General features: G+C 36.7%; 10 protein-coding genes. 6 read left to right on the forward strand and 4 right to left on the reverse strand.

The window, feature by feature from the left end; translation table 11 throughout:
- Position 1 precedes the first annotated feature (1 nt).
- The 6 genes from J0871_RS09380 (at position 2) to J0871_RS09405 (ending at position 8,982) form a co-directional block, all read left to right on the forward strand.
- Positions 2–1,825, forward strand: coding sequence for a DUF885 domain-containing protein (locus tag J0871_RS09380; protein ID WP_208224982.1), 1,824 nt, complete (start codon positions 2–4; stop codon positions 1,823–1,825).
- 10 nt (positions 1,826–1,835) lie between these two features.
- Positions 1,836–2,831, forward strand: a complete 996-nt coding sequence (locus J0871_RS09385; protein WP_208224983.1) for an aldose epimerase family protein — start codon at positions 1,836–1,838, stop codon at positions 2,829–2,831.
- A 70-nt stretch (positions 2,832–2,901) separates the two neighbouring features.
- Positions 2,902–4,491 (forward strand): solute:sodium symporter family transporter, encoded by a 1,590-nt coding sequence (locus J0871_RS09390; protein WP_075326295.1) that lies wholly within the window; start codon positions 2,902–2,904, stop codon positions 4,489–4,491.
- Between the two features lie 59 nt (positions 4,492–4,550).
- Entirely contained in the window at positions 4,551–5,255 is a 705-nt protein-coding gene (locus J0871_RS09395; protein ID WP_075326296.1) for an NUDIX domain-containing protein, read from the forward strand.
- Positions 5,256–5,505: 250 nt separating this feature from the next.
- Positions 5,506–6,402 carry a TIM barrel protein gene (locus J0871_RS09400; protein ID WP_075326297.1) on the forward strand — a complete coding sequence of 299 codons (897 nt, stop codon included), beginning with the start codon at positions 5,506–5,508 and terminating at the stop codon, positions 6,400–6,402.
- 9 nt (positions 6,403–6,411) lie between these two features.
- Positions 6,412–8,982 (forward strand): hypothetical protein, encoded by a 2,571-nt coding sequence (locus tag J0871_RS09405; RefSeq protein WP_208224984.1) that lies wholly within the window; start codon positions 6,412–6,414, stop codon positions 8,980–8,982.
- Positions 8,983–9,206: 224 nt separating this feature from the next.
- Here the strand turns inward: J0871_RS09405 and J0871_RS09410 are convergent, their stop codons facing one another.
- The 4 genes from J0871_RS09410 to J0871_RS09425 all read right to left on the reverse strand — a co-directional run bounded on the left by J0871_RS09410 (position 9,207) and on the right by J0871_RS09425 (position 16,539).
- The gene (locus J0871_RS09410) at positions 9,207–11,762 is read right to left on the reverse strand and encodes an adenosylcobalamin-dependent ribonucleoside-diphosphate reductase (RefSeq protein WP_093302445.1); all 2,556 of its coding nucleotides are present in this window, start codon (positions 11,760–11,762) and stop codon (positions 9,207–9,209) included.
- A gap of 450 nt (positions 11,763–12,212) precedes the next feature.
- On the reverse strand, positions 12,213–13,457 hold the full coding sequence (locus tag J0871_RS09415) for a sugar MFS transporter (protein ID WP_208224985.1): 1,245 nt from the start codon (positions 13,455–13,457) through the stop codon (positions 12,213–12,215).
- Positions 13,458–13,643: 186 nt separating this feature from the next.
- Positions 13,644–15,470: a glycoside hydrolase domain-containing protein gene (locus J0871_RS09420; protein ID WP_243870446.1), complete on the reverse strand. Its 1,827-nt coding sequence runs from the start codon at positions 15,468–15,470 to the stop codon at positions 13,644–13,646.
- Between the two features lie 124 nt (positions 15,471–15,594).
- Entirely contained in the window at positions 15,595–16,539 is a 945-nt protein-coding gene (locus J0871_RS09425; protein ID WP_208224986.1) for an NAD-dependent epimerase/dehydratase family protein, read from the reverse strand.
- Between the last annotated feature and the right edge of the window lie 32 nt (positions 16,540–16,571).

Raw genomic sequence — 16,571 nt, forward strand, 5'->3', positions numbered from 1 at the left:
TATGAGTATTAGATTTATTCATAAAATCCTTCTAATCAGTTTCCTGTTTTTAGGTATTTCATGTAGTCAAAAAGAAGGAAATTATTCCGAAGAAGAAATAGCAGAACATTCGGCAGAATTAAATGAATATTTTGAAAAAGAATTTCAAAAAGACGTGGAAGAATCGCCTATGATGCAAACCCAATTGGGACAAAAAACCAATTATGGGAAGTGGGACGATTTTTCACACCTTAAATATGCCGAAGATCGAAAAAAAGCTAAAAAGCGTTTAGAATATTTAAAGAAAGTAGATGCTTCAGCCCTAAACGAGCAAACGCGTTTGAGTTACGATTTATACCTTCAGAAATTAGAAAATGAAGTCGCCGATTATGATTTTCGGTTTTATAATTATCCGGTAAACCAGATGTTTGGGCGCCATGCCGAGTTGCCAGCTTTTTTAATTAATATGCACCGTATAGATTCTATAAGCGATGCCGAAGCTTATATATCCAGGCTAAAGGGGATTCCCAAGGTTATGGAGGAGGTTATTGGAAATCTAAAAATTAGGGAACAAAATGGGATTGTTCCGCCGGTTTTTGTTTTTGACAGGGTTTTGGAATCCAGTAGAAACGTAATTAAAGGTAAACCCTTCGGCAAATCTTTAGAAAACAGTGCCTTACTCAACGATTTTAAATTTAAGCTATCTAAGCTGGAAATTACAAAAGCGCAGGAAAAAGAACTCATTTCAAAAGCTGAAAATGCATTGGTTAAAGAAGTAAAACCCGCTTACGAAAATTTAATTTCTTTCCTGGAAACTCAACAAAAACGTGCAAATAATGATGCTGGCGCGTGGAAATTTCCCAAAGGAGAAGAGTTTTATGCCAATGCTCTTAAAAGAACTACAACTACTAATCTTTCGGCTCAGGAAATTCATCAAATTGGGTTGGATGAGGTAGCACGTATTCACGGCGAAATGGAAAAAATAAAAGAAGAGGTAGGCTTTGAAGGAACATTACAGGATTTCTTTGAGTTTATGCGTACTAATGAGCAATTTTATTACGCCAACGATTCTATTGGTAAACAAAAGTATCTTGCTGAAGCTACCGAAATTATAAACACCATGAAGGCAAATTTAGACGAACTTTTTCTAACTGAGCCTGAAGCAGAACTGGTAGTAAAAGCGGTAGAACCTTTTAGAGAAAAAAGTGCCGGCAAAGCATTTTACCAACAACCTGCAAAAGATGGTTCAAGGCCGGGAACTTATTATGCTAATTTATACGATATGGCGGCTATGCCTACTTACCAGATGGAAGCTTTGGCATACCACGAAGGTATCCCGGGCCACCATATGCAAATTGCCATAGCCCAGGAGTTGGAGGATATTCCGCAGTTTAGAAAGTTTAGTTTTTATACCGCTTATGTGGAAGGTTGGGGACTCTACAGCGAATTATTACCAAAAGAAATAGGGTTTTACAAAGACCCTTATTCTAATTTTGGTAGATTGGCAATGGAACTCTGGCGTTCTTGCAGGCTAGTGGTAGACACAGGAATTCACGCTAAAAAATGGACCAGGCAGGAAGGAATAGAATATTATAAAGCGAATACGCCCAATGCAGAAAGTGACTGCGTGAAAATGGTAGAACGACACATTGTTTTGCCGGGGCAGGCTACAGCCTATAAAATAGGGATGAATAAAATACTGGAGTTAAGGGAAGAAGCAGAACAAAAACTGGGTGATGATTTTGATATTAGGGAATTCCATGATGTAATTCTATTAGATGGAGCTTTACCTTTGAATATTCTGGAAGAAAAAGTAGATAACTGGATTTCCGGTAAAACCAACTAAAAAATTTAATTTGAAAACTCAAAAAGAAGATTTAAAAACGGTAACTCTTGTTAATAATAACGGGAGTGAACTCCAGGTTCTTAACTATGGTGCTGCTGTTATAAGCCTTAAAATAAAAGATAAGGCCGGGAATAAAGTGAATGTGGTGGTTAGCCCGCGGGCAGAAGAATTTATAACTTCGGCCTATAAAGAGCATAATAAATGTTTTGGTGCTTCGGTGGGGCGTTATGCCGGTAGAATTTCCAATGGGGAGTTTCAGTTGGATAATACTACCTATAAATTAAATGAAACCAATAATGTTCATCTTCACGGCGGCGAGAATGGATTTCAGTATAAAATATGGAAAATTGAAGAAGAGGAAGTGGCGCCCAATCCTTCAGTAAAACTAACTTATTTCAGCAAGGACGGGGAAGAATATTATCCTGGGAATTTACAGGTTGAGGTTAAATATACGCTTACTGAAAATGATGAATTGCTTATAGAATATTCGGCTAAAACCGATAAAAAAACTGTGATTAATCTTACCAATCATACTTATTTTAACCTTAATGGAGGTGGCAGTATAAGCGATCATTTTTTAAAGATTGAAGCTGAAAAAATCCTTGAAGTAAATAAAGACTTATTGCCTACCGGTAATTTAACCAAACTTAAAAAGCATCCAAAAAACTTTATTGAAGGTAAATTAATTGGAAACAGGAGCCTGGATGATACCTATGTTTTAAAATCTGATAAAGATGAAGTTGCGGCAAGGCTTTTTGCTCCTTTAACCGGAATAAAGATGGAAGTAAAAACCAATCAAAAAGCACTGGTGGCTTATGCTCCAGAAAACCTTCCGGAAGATTTGAATTACCATACCGAAATCGCTGAAGAATATCCTTCGTTATGTTTAGAGGCACAAAATTTCCCTGATGCTCCTAATTTTAGAAACTTTCCTGAAGCGGTTTTAAAACCGGGAGATCAGTACTACAATTGGATCTCCTATAACTTCTCGGTTAGCGGTCAATAATAAGTTTATACCTTAAGTAGGATCAAAACTCATATATAATTTTATATTTAACAAAATTTTTAAATAAGCTATGGTTGGAATTTTATCATTCATTGGTTTTACCCTATTAGTGGCTGTAATTGCCTATTTAGCCACCAGAAAAACCGATGAAAGTACAAGTGATGGATATTTTCTTGGTGGAAGGAGTCTTACTGCAGGAGTTATTGCAGGTTCGGTTTTACTCACAAATTTATCTACAGAACAAATTGTAGGTTTAAATGGCCAGGCTTTTAGTGAAGGAATTTTAGTAATGGCCTGGGAAACCCTTGCAGCCATAGCCATAGTAATAACCGCATTATTCTTACTACCACGTTATTTAAAAGGAGGGCTAACCACAGTACCACAATTTTTAGAAAAACGTTTTGATAGAGGAACCAAAACCCTGGTTTCGGCACTATTTCTATCGGGGTATATGATTATTTTCTTACCTATTGTTTTGTATTCCGGTGCCCTGGCAATTAGTACGATGTTTGGAATTCCTGAAATGTTGGGAGTTAGTGCAAATACCGCTTTATGGCTTACGGTATGGGGGATAGGGATCGTAGGATCTATTTACGCAATTTTTGGAGGATTAAAAGCTGTAGCTGTTTCAGATACTATTAATGCTGTAGGTTTACTCGTAGGTGGTTTGTTAATTCCCATTTTTGGACTTATGGCTATTGGAGATGGCGGAATTATTAATGGGCTGGAAGTTTTAGTAGATTCTAATCCCGAGAAGTTTAATTCTATTGGAGGGCCTGAAGCTTCGGTTCCTTTTTCAACAATATTTACCGGAATGATGCTGGTGCAATTATTTTACTGGGGAACCAACCAGGCAATTATTCAGCGAGCTTTGGCGGCTAAAAACCTTAGGGAAGGCCAAAAAGGTTTAATGCTAGCTGCTTTTATAAAGATCCTCGGGCCAATTATCGTAGTTCTTCCGGGTATTATTGCCTGGCATATGTTTCAGGGCGATTTAGATAATGCCGACCAGGCATATCCTGCTTTGGTAAATGCGGTACTTCCACCGGTACTTACAGGATTTTTTGCGGCTGTGCTTTTCGGTGCAATTTTGAGTTCTTTCAATTCAGCATTAAACAGTTCGGTTACCCTCTTTGGAATAGATATTTACAAACAATATTTTAACCAGGAAGCCAGTGAAGCCAAAGTAGTAAAACAAGGAAAACGCTTTGGAATATTCCTGGCCATTGGAGCTATGCTTATTGCGCCTTTTATAGCCAATGCGCCCCAGGGGCTTTTTGGGTATTTGCAGGAAGTAAACGGAAGTTACAGTATTCCAATTTTAACTATTGTTATTGTAGGTTATCTTACTAAACGAATTCCAGCGATTGCGGCTAAAGTGGCTATTTTTAGTGGGGTTGGGTTCTATTTAATCTATTTGGGACTAAAATATTTTGTTGTTGGGGAAGATGCATTACCGCATTACCTTCACGTAATGGCGATATTATTTGTTTTAAACGTGCTCATTATGTTTATAATAGGGAAATGGAAACCAAGAATTGAACCTTTTATCTTAGATTATACAAAGCAGGTAGATATCCAGCCATGGAAACTGGTAAAACCAGTTGGGCTGGGAATTGTGGTTCTTGTAGTATTTATTTATGCTTATTTTGCCCAATAACCATGCTGAAAATATGAGCTTTAGGAATTTTCATATCTTAGTCTAAACATCAATTTTTAATGAAACCGTTTCAAAAGGATTTCTACATTCAGGAAGATAAAATGTACGTAGCTACAGACTGCGTAATTTTTGGATTTGATGAAGGAAACCTGAAGCTTCTCATTTTTAAAAGAAGGGTTAAACCACTTATGGGAACCTGGTCTCTTATAGGAAGTTTTGTGAAATTGGATGAAGATGTGAAAGAAGCCGCAAAACGTGTTTTAAAGGAAATAACCGGCCTGGAAAACGTGTTTATGGAAGAACTAAAAACCTATGGCACCACGTTTCGTGATCCTGGATATAGAACTATATCTATTGCCCAGTATGCTTTAATAAGAATTGGCGAGTATGATAAGGAATTGGTAGAAAGACATGGAGCGCATTGGTATGATATAGAAGATGTGCCAGATTTGGTGCTGGAACATAACCAGATGGTGAAAGATGCCCTGGTTAGAATACGCAGAAAAGCCAGGTATAAACCCATAGGATTCGAATTACTTCCAGAGAAATTTACCATTCCGCAATTACAAAAGCTTTATGAGGCCGTTTATCATAAAGAAATCGATTCCCGAAACTTTAGAAAAAAAGTACTTTCCTTAAATGTGTTGGTTAAATTAGACGAAAAAGATATGTCTACTTCGCGGCGAGGTGCATTTTTATACAAATTTGACCGCAAAAAATACCTGAAACTTCAAGAGTCCGGCTTCAATTTTGAAATCGCGTAAGTGAAGTTTTTTCTTCTAAAAATGTGTTAAGAAAATTTTAAAAAAATCTTTTCCGAAAAATTTGTTTTCTGAAAATTAATTGTAATTTTTACGTTTATAATAATTTGCTAAGAAAAGATAGTTGTGGAATACATATTTGAGTAAATCGTTTTTCCTTCAGCCTTGTTTTTATAATTAAAGTCTTATTCCCGGTGAGTTTCACCTGAATTTTGACTTTTCTATTTTATTATACCAACTTAATATATAAATAATGGACAAGAAATTCACAAGACGTAATGCGTTAAAAAGTATAGCCATTGGTTCAGGGATTTTGAGCCTGGGTGGAGTAGCATCTTCTTTTGCTGCTATGAAATATATAGATAACAACAGCTTACCTAATAGAAAAAAGAACAATGTTAAGCATTCGGTTTGCCGATGGTGTTTTCAGAATATTCCTTTAGATGAATTTGCAAAAACCTGTGCGAGTATGGGAATTCAGGCAATAGATCTTTTAAAACCTTCAGAATGGGATACAGTGGAAAAATATGGCCTGGTTTGTTCTATGGCAACAGACGATTTTGCCAGTATTGAAAATGGATTTAATGAGCCAAAAAACCATAAAGATCTTCAGGAAAAATATAAGGGTTTAATTGATAAAGCTTCAAAACATAACATTAAAAACGTAATTGTTTTCTCGGGAAATAGACGCGGAATGGATGAGAAAACCGGAATTAAAAATTGCTCAAAAGGTTTAAAGCCGCTGCTTAAATACGCTAAAAAGAAAAATGTAAACCTGGTAATGGAGTTGCTTAACAGTAAGGTTAATCATCCAGATTATATGGCAGATCATACCGAATGGGGTGTTGCCCTGGCTGAAGAAATGGGAGCAGATAACTTTAAATTGCTCTACGACATTTACCATATGCAGGTAATGGAAGGAGATATTATTGCTACAATTAAAAAGCACCATAAACACATAAATCATTATCACACTGCCGGAGTTCCCGGTCGTAACGAAATTGGTGATACCCAGGAACTTTTTTATCCTGCAATTATGAAAGCCATTGTAGAAACCGGTTTTGAAGGTTTTGTTGCCCAGGAATTTATTCCTACCAATTCCGATGAAATTTCTTCATTAAAGAAAGCTATTGAAATTTGTGATGTTTAAAATTTATATATGAAGAAAAGATTTTTGCTGAGTTTTATATTTTTTGTAATCAGTTTTATAAGTTTTGCCCAGGAAAAAGAAGATGTTTACGTAGATAATGAAGGCCTGATGCGTTGGGGGCATAACGATGCAGAAGTCAAAGGTTTTGGAGTCAATTATTCGGTACCTTTTGCGCACGGCTATCGAAGTGGTGAGAAATTAGGTATAGATCTAAAAAAAGCGATAGATAAGGATGTTTATCATTTTTCCCGACTCGGTTTTGATCTTTATAGAATTCACGTTTGGGATACTGAAATTAGTGATGAAGAAGGCAATTTAATATTAAACGAACATCTCGAGTTATTTGATTATTTATTGAAAAAGCTCAAGGAACGTGATATAAATTTCGTGGTTACACCCATTGCTTATTGGGGAAATGGCTGGCCGGAACCCGATGAAGATACTCCCGGATTTTCTAACAAATACGAAAAAGCCGGAAGCTTAACTGAGCCCGGTGCTATTAAAGCTCAGGAAAATTATTTGAAGCAATTCCTGAATCACGTGAATCCGCATACGGGCGTAGCTTATAAAAATGAGCCAAACCTTATTGCTTTTGAAATTAGCAACGAACCGCACCATAAAGGAGAGCCTGAAGAAGTGCAGGAATTCATTGAGAAAATGGTGAAATCAATGAAAAGCACCGGCTCTAAGAAACCAATTTTCTATAATGTAAGTCATAGTATTCATCTCGCCGAATCTTATTTTGATGCTGGAATAGATGGCGGAACTTTTCAATGGTACCCAACAGGATTGGGGTTTCAGAAGGAATTGGAAGGGAATTTGTTACCAAATGTAAACGATTATTATATTCCGTTTAATGATGTAATTGAAGAAAATAACGCGGCGAAGCTCGTGTACGAATTTGATGCCGCCGATGTGATGAAATCTTATATTTATCCGGCAATGGGAAGGAGTTTCCGGGAGGCCGGAATCCAAATAGGAACTCATTTCGCTTACGATCCTACTTATTTGGCGTTTGGAAATACCGAATACAATACGCATTATATGAACCTGGCCTACACGCCACAAAAAGCTTTGTCCTTAATGATCGCCGGGGAAGTCTTTCATAAGGTTCCTGTAAATAGTGATTTTGGTGTTTACCCTAAAAACCTTGAATTTCAGGATTTTAAAATCGATTATGAAAAAGATCTCGCGGTATTGAATTCTGAAGAAAAATTTATTTATACCAATACGAATAAAATTCAGCCAAAATCTTTAGAAAACCTCAAGCAAATTGCCGGTTTTGGTGATTCTGAAGTGGTTAATTATAAAGGAAAAGGCGCCTATTTTCTCGATAAATTAGAAGACGGAGTTTGGCGTCTTGAAATAATGCCTGATGCTATTTTGGTAGATAATCCTTTTGGAAGCAACAGCCTTGAAAAAACCGTTGCGGTGATCAAGTGGAACGAATGGGAAATGAGTTTAGATCTTCCCGGTTTAAATGAAAATTTCAGCCTGGAAGCTTTAAATGAAGGAAATGCTTTTACTCCGATAGTTGAAGGAAAATCTTTTAAAATACATCCAGGGACTTATCTTTTGAAAAATAAAGGAGCCGAATTTGATAAAAGGTCAGATATAAATTTAAGGTTTCAGCTGGAAGAGTTTACCGCTCCGGAAAGTACCGTAGCGCAAACTTATGTGTTGCACCAACCTATAAAAGAATTTACCGAGAATTCTTCAGCAGAAATTAATGCAGAGATTGTTTCAGACAAACAAATAAAAAAAGTAGAAGCCTGGCTCCAAAACGGGAATACTTATGAAGCTATGGAGCTTAAGAATAACAGCGCTTATAACTATTCAGCAGAAATTCCGGAAAGTGTATTAAAAAATGGCTTTTTAGAATATCGAATTATTGTTACTACTAATAAAGGAAAAGAAACTTTCCCCGGTGAAGTTTCAGGAAGCCCTGAAGACTGGGATTTTTATTCCGAAGAAAAATACTCAACGCGCGTGGTTAAGGAAAACAAGCCGCTTTATATTTTTAATGCTTCAGAAGACGAAGATTATATAGTAGGCGAGTGGAGCCCTGAAAATAAGCTCGTGCCGACTGACAATCCCGGTGAGGCGGAATACCAGGTGAATTTGGAAAAACTCTTTGAGAAAGATGTTGAAAACCCCGATGCAGAACCAATTTACGATTATTCTTTTAGATATAATTTTAATAGAAAAATTGCAGGTAGAAAAGCGGAGTTGGAATCCAAAGATAGCCTTGTTATAAAAGCAAGAGCATTAACCGAAAGAACAGATAAACTTCAAATTGCTTTGGTAATGAAAAACGGAGCCGCTTTTGGAACTACTATAGATCTAAGCCAGGAAACCAAAACTTATAAAATTGATCTTTCCGCTTTAAAGCCGGTTAAAACGGTGAGTCTGCCAAGACCTTATCCTTCATTTTTGCCGTATTATTTTGAACATTCTTACGACGGAGATTTTGAACTGGAGAATGCAGAAGCACTGCAATTCTCAATCGGCCCGGGAATTGAAGATAATGAGTTAGAAAATCCGCAGGGAGTGGGGATTATTTCGGTGAGTTTGGAATAATAAAATGAAATAGGAAGTTTGAAAAACTTCATTCGTCAAGCTGAACTTGTTTCAGCTTCAAACTTGTTCTTATTGCTAACATCTTAGATTCTGAAATGAATTCAGAATGACGAGTTGAAAACCTCATCAAACATCTTTAGTTAAACACATTTCACTTCTATAAACAAAAAGGCCTTTTAGAAATAATTCAAAAGGCCTTTTTTATCTAATCTAACAAGAGCTATCTATCCACATTTGGAAGAACCACAATCCTGACAGGTAAGGCAGCCTTCCTGATAGATAAGATTAGATGAATTACAATTTGTACATTTTTGTTTCTTGGCAACGGTACCATCGGCGATAAAGCGTTTTAGCGCCCTCGCAACTCCGTTTTTCCAAGTGTTTATAGATTCACTGTCTAACTGTAAACTGCTTATTAAATCTACTACCTTTTCAATTGGCATCCCGTGTCTAAGCGTGGTAGAAATCAATTTAGCATAATTCCAGTATTCCGGGTTGAATTTATGCGATAATCCTTCTATAGTTGTTTTGTAACCTCGTTTGTTTTCATATTGAAAATCGTAACGAGAAGTTCCATCTTCATTTCTGGCTTTAATAATAGTACCTTCTGTCACCCAGCGTGGAAGCAGAATTCCTTCTTCATCATCTGCAAAACCGGTAAAGATCTCGTAAGGTCTATCGTCAATTAAGCCAATGAAAGCAATCCATTTGTCTTTGTTATTCTGAAAACGAACCACATCTGCAGTTAAGCTTTGCGGACGTGTAGTTGGGAATGGCGTATTGTTTTCTTCTTCAGCCTCTTCTTTTTTCTCTTCGTTAGAAATTAGAACTCCAGAACGAGAACCATCACGATACACAGTCACTCCTTTACAACCCGCTTGCCAAGCTTCTAAATATAGTTGACCTACCAATTCTTCGGTAGCATCGTTTGGTAAGTTAATGGTCACACTAATGGAGTGATCTACCCATTTTTGTACCGCTCCCTGCATTCTTACTTTACTCAACCAATCTACATCGTTAGAAGTGGCTTTGTAGTAAGGAGAAGCTTTTACAAGTTTGTCCAGTTCGGCTTGTGTATAATCATCGGTTATTTCGTGGCCGTTAACCTTCATCCATTCTTTAAATCGATGGTGGAAAACCACGTATTCTTCCCAGGAATCGCCAACTTCATCTACAAAATCTACGCGGGAATCTTTATCGTTAGGATTTACTTTTCTTCTTCGTTTGTAAACAGGCATAAATACCGGCTCAATTCCAGAACTGGTTTGCGTCATTAAACTGGTAGTTCCTGTGGGGGCAATAGTAAGTAAAGCAATATTACGGCGGCCATATTCAAGCATATCGTAATACAATTTCTCATCGGCCTCTTTAAGTCGAAGAATAAAAGGATTTTCTTTTTCTCTTTCTGAATCAAATATTCCGAAAGCACCTCTTTCTTTTGCTGCGTAAACTGAAGCTCTGTAAGCTTCAATAGCGATGTGCTTATGGATTTTTACTGAAAAATCTACACCCTCATCACTTCCGTATTTAATACCTAAAGCGGCAAGCATATCACCTTCAGCAGTGATGCCAATTCCGGTTCTTCTACCTTCTTTAGCTTTGGTTTGAATGTTTTTCCAAAGATTATATTCTACACCTTTAATTTCTGAACCTTCAGGATCTGCTTCAATTTTAGCAAGAATCGCATCAATTTTTTCTAATTCAAGATCAATGATATCGTCCATAATGCGCTGTGCAGCGGCAATATGTTTTTTGAAAAGTTCAAAATTGAAAGAAGCCTCTTTAGTAAACGGATTTTCTACGTAAGAAAATAAGTTTATAGCTAACAGTCTACAAGAATCATAAGGGCAAAGCGGAATTTCACCACATGGATTGGTAGAAACCGTTTTGTATCCAAGATCTGCATAACAATCTGGCACCGACTCGTTAATTACGGTGTCCCAGAAAAGTATTCCAGGTTCAGCCGATTTCCAGGCGTTATGTACTATTTTTTTCCAAAGCTTATTAGCTTCGATCTCTTTAGATTTCTTCGGATTTTCGCTAAAAATTGGATATTTCTGAACGTAATTGCGATCTTCTTTAACCGAGCGCATAAATTCGTCATCAATTCTAACCGATACATTGGCGCCGGTTACTTTTCCCTGCTCCATTTTTGCATCTATAAAATCTTCAGAATCTGGGTGATTAATAGAAACTGAGAGCATAAGCGCTCCACGACGCCCATCCTGGGCAACTTCACGAGTGGAGTTGGAGTAACGTTCCATAAAAGGAACAATACCGGTAGAAGTAAGGGCAGAGTTTTTTACCGCCGAGCCTTTTGGGCGAATGTGGGAAAGATCATGCCCAACACCACCACGGCGTTTCATAAGCTGAACCTGTTCCTGGTCTATTTTCATAATCCCTCCATAAGAATCTGAATCGCCATCGTTACCAATTACGAAACAGTTAGAAAGGGAAGCAATTTGGTAAGGGTTACCTATACCGGCCATTGGGCTACCTTGAGGGACAATATATTTAAAGTCTTTAATAAGGTCAAAAACCTCATCTTCACTCATTGGGTTTGGGTAGCGTTGCTCTACACGGGAAATTTCTTTTGCAATTCTACGATGCATATCGTTTGGCGTAAGCTCATAAATATTCCCCTGGGAATCTTTAAGCGCATACTTATTTACCCACACCCGTGCGGCTAAATCATCTCCTTTAAAATAGTCTAACGAAGCTTTAAAAGCCTCATCCTGGCTATAAGTCTTAGGAGCGGCGGTAGTAGTGTTCACACCCATATTAATTTTAGATTTTGGATTAGTAATAGTTTCAAGCGGAATGTAAATATAGACAAAGAAGTACAAGAATATAAAATCTTGTTAAAAAAAGTTATCAAACAAAAATTGTTAATAAGCTTATTATCAGTTAAATATGAATTTATCAACATTCGAAAGTTGACAAATTTGTAAAAAAATAGAATTAAAGTTTGTGCAGGAGTAAATTGCTGAAGCTGAAGTAGAGAAAGTTTTTTTTTACTGGATAAACGATACTAAATGCTCCGAGGACTGCCTCGAAATCAAATTAAATTTTTCAATAATAATGCGTGAGCTTGCTTTAAAGTTGTTTACTGAAATATTGCTTAAAATCTACGAATATTTTAGTTGAAATTACGCAAAAACGGTCACTTATGTAATAGCATCTTTCTTCAAAGATGCTATTACATAACCAAAAAGATTTATAGAAAGCTATTATTTAATTTTATGTCCTTTAACTGCAAAAAACCATATATATAAATAACTTGGGATAACTATCCAGTAAGCTGATTGTGGATCAAAGGTATCAGCAAGATAGCCATAAATAAGTGGTAAGATTGCACCTCCCGCCAGGGCCATAATTAAAAATGAAGATCCTATTTTAGTAAACCTACCCAACCCGTGTAGTGCAAGGGGCCATATGGCCGGGAATACCAGGGCATTAGCAAGACCTAACAAAGAAATACTTAAGACCGATATGTAGCCATTTGTAAAAATGGCGACCAGGCCCAATATTATTCCTAATATCCCAGAGAGCTGTAAGGCTTTCTGCTGACTAATATATTTTGGGATCGTTACGGTACCAATTAGATAACCAACAATCATTGCAATTAATGTATAAGTGGTGAAAAATTTAGCTACATTGGTAGGGATATCGTGGGCATCTCGGGCATAGCTAATCACCGTATCCCCGGCGATTACTTCCACACCAACGTAAAGGAACATTGCAAGGGTACCCAATAATAAATTAGGAAATTGTAAAATATTGGTTTTATTTTTATTGGCGGCTGCGAGAGTTTCATCTTCTTCATCAGTTTTAATTTCAGGTAATGATGAATAGTAAATTAAAACAGAAAGTCCTATAAGGATTATAGCCATTACAATATATGGTGTTATTACCCGTGCTGAAAGCGCATCTAATTCAGCGGCTTTTTCTATCGCATTCATCCCAGTAAGACTCGCTTCCACCTTGTCCATATTTTTAAGCAAAATAGCGCCAAAGATGATTGGGGCCAGTGCTCCTGCAAGTTTGTTACATATTCCCATTATGCTCATCCGTTTTGCCGCACTTTCAATAGGACCTAAAATGGTGATATAGGGGTTGGCAGCAGATTGCAGCAGTGCTAAACCAGTGCCCTGAACAAATAATCCGAATAAGAATAAAACGTAAGTTCTTGATATAGCCGCTGGAATAAAAATTAGGGCACCAACGGCCATAACAACTAATCCCGTAGACATACCCTTTTTAAATCCTATTTTTTTTAGAACCCACGCCGAAGGTATTGCCATAACCAGATAGGAGATGTATGAGGCGAAAGCTACAAGGTAAGATTCAAAATTATTGAGCTGACTCGCTGTTTTGAGATATGGAATTAAGACAGAGTTCAACCAGGTAACGAAGCCAAAAATGAAAAATAATACTCCAATTATTACTATGGATTTGTTTGTTTCTTTGTTCATGGATTTATTTTTAATATTCTATTTACTTAAAACAGTATTGTGATAAAGGCTTAGCTCATTGCTCAATTTGCCTTTGGTTTATTTTATGATAATCGGTATATATTAGGTTTTTAAGTGAAAAAATTACCAGTAACTACGGTTAATGGATTCATAAAGAAGCCACTTAAAATTTTCATAGCAATATTTTTATAAGTTTTGTAAAGCCTTTTGAGCTTTACCTATCATTACAGAAGCGGATTTATTGTTAAGCTCATCTATTGTGAAAGAGGACAATATTTTATCAATTTGTAAAAGCGCTTCAGTATTATTATTCCTTTTAAATTCAGACTTTAAGATTTGAATTTTTTCATAGGCTTGTATTCCAGCTAATAGCTTTTCAAAGCGTATAGATGTTCTTCCGCCCGGGTAAATTAAATAAGTGTCTCCAGCTGCCCAGGTGGTAAACCTGCTGTCTAAAAGTGGCTCCAGAACCCAACTGTTGTACGCCCAACGTAAATAACCATCTAACTTTTTATTGGCGGCATACCAGCCATACCATTCGGTTTCTGAAGGCTCACTAAAAGTGAAGCTATTGGGATAGGGATGGGAGCAACTGGTATAGAAAGTACTTGTTTTTCCCTGTTTTTTACGGGATTCAATAATTTTATCGGGATAATTTTCACTTAATGTAATTGAATAATCATCTATAGCATTAAACAATTCAGGATGACTATTACCTGCAAAAGATATTTTAAAATTCTTATCAGCATTTTTTATAACTTTCAGAGCCGCTTCCATAGATTCCATAGGGCGTTCATCCATAGCGATATAAGTTTTATCAAACCATCCTTTTTCTTTTAAATGGGCAGCGAAGGCTTTAAGCATAGCTGTCCAGGAATTTTTGTATTCTTCCTCTCCGGGTTTGGTTTTAAGGTGTTTTGTAGTATTGGTAGCTTCATCAAAATAAGCAAAGCTTAGTTTCCAGGGAATCATACTGTAGGCATTAATTTGTTTGGTCACGCCTAAATCCATCATAAATTCTACCCACTTATCAAAGACATCAAAACTAAAATCCCATGTGCCATCAAGCTTCTTAGTCCACCGAATCATAGAATGAAAAGCATCCTGTGTTTGGCCATCCCAGGGACGGTCAATAATACTTGCTGTAATAGATTTTCCTCCAGCATTCACATAATGATGAATATCCTCTTCCATAGCTTTAAAGTGTTCATCACTCCATAAATCGGTTTTATAATATCGGGCTGCAGCATATGGATTTTGCCATAGATCCAGATGGAAGTTCCATTCTTTTGGAGCTGACAAAAGACGTTCTTCTACCGTAATAGTTATAATTAACTTTTTTAAAATTTTACTACCATCCTTTATTTTTAAAGTTCCCGAATAAAGACCTGGTTCGGTGTTTTGGGGAACCTGAATGGATAACCAGCCGGGTCTTGTGGTTCGTTTTAATACCTTGAATTCTTTTATTTTATGATCTATAACATCGGCCACTAAAGTTGAATCAAAGTTTGCCGGGACGCGATGGCCACAGGCTCCTTTTTGATCTTTATTAAGTTCATCTGTTAATACATAGCGAACAAATGCACTTTCTATTTGCTCCTTTGAAATAACCTGGTTATTATTTCTGTTTTTTAAATCTGATATTTCTACACTTAGGTTTAAATCTTTTTTTCCTGCTGAAACTACCCATTGAGCAGAAAGTTTTTCTCCTCTCCAGCCTTGCAGGTTTAAATCAGTTGAAAGTGAATCTTTCGATACCGGTTTTTCTTTCTCGTACCTTTTACTGGTTTTACCCCATCCAATTATAGTTTTTTGAGAATTATTCCAAAGTTTAACAGGAGTGGGAGTTGGGTTTGCTAATTCGTGATACGAATCAACTGGAAAAGGCATCTGGTTTGTGTGTTGCCCGGAGTGAGTGACTCCTTCCGGACTTTGTGCCTGAGAAAAATTAAACCAACCCAGGAGAATAATAGCGCTCCAGGTTTTTATTATTCCGAATTTTTTGAAAGTCATATGATGAAATTGAATATTATAATCAATTTAGCTTCTTGTAACGCTAAATACTGCTTTTAGTGGATTAAAATCCATACTGATTTAGACGCTCAATTTGGTATTAATAGTACAACCGTTCACCAGGTTAATAGGCTTCACATTTTATATTTTTAAGCATATCTACGGTTATTTTTTTAAGATCGTATTTAGGTTCCCAACCCCATTCCTGTTCGGCTACATCATCATTAATGCTCTGGGGCCAGCTGTCTGCAATATGTTGTCGAAAATCAGGTTCATATAAAATTTTGAAATCTGGGATATGTTTACTGATTTCTTCAGCAAGTTCAGCCGGTGTAAAACTTACTCCGGAAACGTTATAGGAGGTACGTGTTTTAATTTCTGAAGCAGGTGCTTCCATCAATTCCAATGTGGCTCTTATGGCATCGGGCATATACATCATGGGTAGACGGGTATCTTTACTAAGAAAACAGGTGTATTTTTTATCTTCTTTAGATTTATAAAATATATCTACAGCATAATCGGTAGTACCACCACCAGGTTGGGCTGAATAAGATATTAAGCCAGGATAACGCACGCTTCTCACATCAACTTTAAACTTTTCAGCATAGTAATTACACCATTGTTCACCGGCCTGCTTAGAGATACCATATACGGTACCTGGAATCATTGCCGGATTTTGGGGTGTATTGTTACGCGGCGTGTCTTTTCCAAAAACAGCAATAGATGATGGCCAAAAAATTTTAAGCTGGTATTTCCTGGCTGCCTCTAAAATCCCTAAAAGGCTCTTCATATTTAAATCCCAGGTAAAAAGAGGATTATCTTCACCTTTGGCTGAAAGGATAGCAGCTAAATGATATATCTGGGTAATATTTTCAGTTACAATAATATTTTCAATGTGCTTAGAATCGGTAGCATCTAAGGTTAGAAATTTTACTGAACTAAATTTTTTAGCTGATTCTGAGTTAATATCACTGGCCAGAATATTACTGGCCCCATATTTTGAAGCTAAAGCAGTGGTGAGTTCAACTCCTAATTGTCCCGCTGCGCCCGTAATTAATATTTTTTCCATTAAAAAAGTAGTGAAAGTATTTTTAAGATTGA

Source organism: Salegentibacter sp. BDJ18, assembly GCF_017579965.1.
In the GTDB taxonomy this organism is placed as follows: domain Bacteria; phylum Bacteroidota; class Bacteroidia; order Flavobacteriales; family Flavobacteriaceae; genus Salegentibacter.